2 protein-coding genes are annotated in these 2,525 nt (G+C 71.4%); one reads left to right on the top strand and one right to left on the bottom strand.

Annotation, left to right across the window (positions count from 1 at the left end):
• Positions 1-60 precede the first annotated feature (60 nt).
• On the bottom strand, positions 61-636 hold the full coding sequence (locus Q7F20_RS18330) for a hypothetical protein (protein WP_305741489.1): 576 nt from the start codon (positions 634-636) through the stop codon (positions 61-63).
• A gap of 59 nt (positions 637-695) precedes the next feature.
• Between Q7F20_RS18330 and argS the strand changes: the two genes are divergently transcribed.
• On the top strand, positions 696-2,366 hold the full coding sequence (gene argS, locus Q7F20_RS18325; RefSeq protein WP_305741488.1) for an arginine--tRNA ligase: 1,671 nt from the start codon (positions 696-698) through the stop codon (positions 2,364-2,366).
• Positions 2,367-2,525: the final 159 nt, after the last annotated feature.

Here is a 2,525-nt window from a genome sequence, read left to right as displayed (position 1 = left end):
CGCGGGGCGGCCCCGCACCGCGCCTCCCGTCCGCATCGTGGCGCGTCGGGCGCGGGGCGCTCAGCCGGCCGGTGTCGCGGACGCGCTCGGCTGCACGACGCTGCGCACCGCGTCGACCACCGGCTGCGCGCCGCCGGGCTCGGTGAAGAGCGTGGAGGTCGCGGTGATCCAGTACGGGTCGGCGAAGGCGTCCGCGCGCCCGACGCCGTCGGTGAGGGAGAAGTACCCCTCGACGCGGTAGGTGGGCACGGAACCGCCCCGCTCGTAGAGCGCGTCCTTGAGGTTCGTGAGCGACTTCTCAGGCAGGTCGGCGACGGCGACCGTGATCGTCGTCGAGGCGTCGTCGGTCGCGCTCCAGTGGCACACGCGGCCACGCTGCTCGGCGATACGGGCCGCCGGGGTGTCCCGCTCTGGTGTGAAGTCGTCGTCGAGGGTGAAGGTCTTCCCGTAGACCGCCAGGGCGTCGGCGGGCAGGAGCTCCGCGCAGGTCTGCGTGACCCGCTTGCCGATCGGGCCCGCGGTCGCGCTCGGCGTGGCGCCGTCCGAGCCGCCGTCGGAGCACCCCACGAGGGCGACGGACGCGGACACGGTGAGCAGGGCGACGCTGATCGCCCGGACGCGGCTGCGGGTGGTCATCCCGACATGATGGTGCATCGACCGGGGAGGACCTGTGCGTCCCGGTAGACTCGATCTTCGTGACTCCTGCCGAACTCTCCGCCGCGTACCTGTCGATCCTGACCGGGATCGTCGAGCGACGAGGCGCGTCCGACACCGTGACCATCGAGGAGTCCCACGCGGCGCTCGAACGTCCGAAGAACCGCGCGCACGGCGACTGGGCCTCGAACGCGGCGATGCAGCTCGCGAAGCGGCTCGGCACGAACCCACGCGAGCTCGCGACGGAGATCGCGGGCGAGCTGACCGAGCTCGACGGCGTGGACTCGGTCGACGTGGCCGGGCCCGGGTTCATCAACATCACGCTCGAGGCCGCTGCCGCCGGCGAGATCGCGCGCACGATCGTCGAGGGCGGCGAGTCCTTCGGGCGCGGCGACCTGTACGACGGGGAGCGGATCAACCTCGAGTTCGTGTCCGCGAACCCCACCGGTCCGATCCACATGGGTGGTGTGCGGTGGGCAGCGGTGGGCGACAGCCTCGCGCGGGTGTTCCAGGCGCAGGGCGGCCTCGTCACCCGTGAGTACTACTTCAACGACCACGGTGCGCAGATCGACCGGTTCGCGCGTTCCCTCCTGGCGAGCGCCCTCGGCGAGCCCACGCCCGACGACGGCTACGGCGGCGCCTACATCGCCGAGATCGCCGCGCGCGTGATCGCCACGCTCGACTCGTCGATCGACGTCAAGGACCTGCCGCGCGACGAGGCGCAGGAGCTGTTCCGGCGCGAGGGCGTCGACTTCATGTTCGCGGACATCAAGTCCTCGCTGCACGACTTCGGCGTCGACTTCGACGTGTACTTCCACGAGAACTCGCTGCACGAGTCGAAGGCCGTCGAGCGCGCCATCGAACGGCTGCGCTCCCTCGGCGAGATGTACGAGGCCGAAGGGGCGCTCTGGCTCCGCACGACCGACTTCGGCGACGACCGTGACCGCGTCGTCATCAAGTCGGACGGGCAGCCCGCCTACATCGCCGGCGACCTCGCGTACTACCTCGACAAGCGCGAGCGCGGGTTCGAGCGCAACCTCATCATGCTCGGCGCGGACCACCACGGCTACGTCGGCCGGATGATGGCGATGTGCGCCGCGTTCGGGGACGAGCCGGGCAAGAACCTCGAGATCCTCATCGGGCAGCTGGTCAACCTGCTCAAGGACGGCGAACCGATGCGCATGTCGAAGCGCAACGGGACGATCGTCACGATGGAGGACCTCGTCGACGCCGTGGGTGTGGACGCCGGCCGCTACGCGCTCGTCCGGTTCGCCAGCGACACCGCGATCGACATCGACCTCGACCTGCTTACCAAGCGCACGAACGACAACCCCGTGTTCTACGTGCAGTACGCCCACGCCCGCACGCAGTCCGTCGCACGCAACGCCGCTGCCTCGGGGGTCGACCGCTCGGCCTTCGACGCCTCGCTCCTGACGCACGACACCGAGGGCGCCCTGCTCGGGGCCCTCGCCGAGTACCCGCGCGTGGTGCGCCAGGCGGCCGAGCTCCGCGAGCCGCACCGTGTCGCGCGGTACATCGAGCAGCTCGCCGGGCTCTACCACCGCTGGTACGACGCATGCCGGGTCACGCCCCTCGGCGACGAGGCCGTGACCGACCTGCACCGGACGCGCCTCTGGCTGAACGACGCCACCGGGCAGGTCGTCCGCAACGGTCTGGGCCTGCTCGGCGTGACCGCGCCCGAGCGCATGTAGCGGCGGCGCAGGCGCAACGAAAGTCGCCTCGAGCCGCAGGAACCCGTGGTTCGGGGCGGCTTTGGTTGTGCGGCGCACGCGTGCCACGTGCCGCGCAGCTCGTCCGCGTCGCTGCGCGCCCCGTTGCGGGCATCGCGCCCCGTTCCTGCGGGGCGCGAT

Source organism: Curtobacterium sp. A7_M15, assembly GCF_030705415.1.
Classification (GTDB): Bacteria; Actinomycetota; Actinomycetes; order Actinomycetales; family Microbacteriaceae; genus Curtobacterium.
This window is presented reverse-complemented; position numbering and strand designations above follow the sequence as displayed.

Excerpts from the sequence above, each read along its gene's own strand:
- Q7F20_RS18330 (WP_305741489.1), bottom strand. The coding sequence starts at position 636 with ATGACCACCCGCAGCCGCGTCCGGGCGATCAGCGTCGCCCTGCTCACC.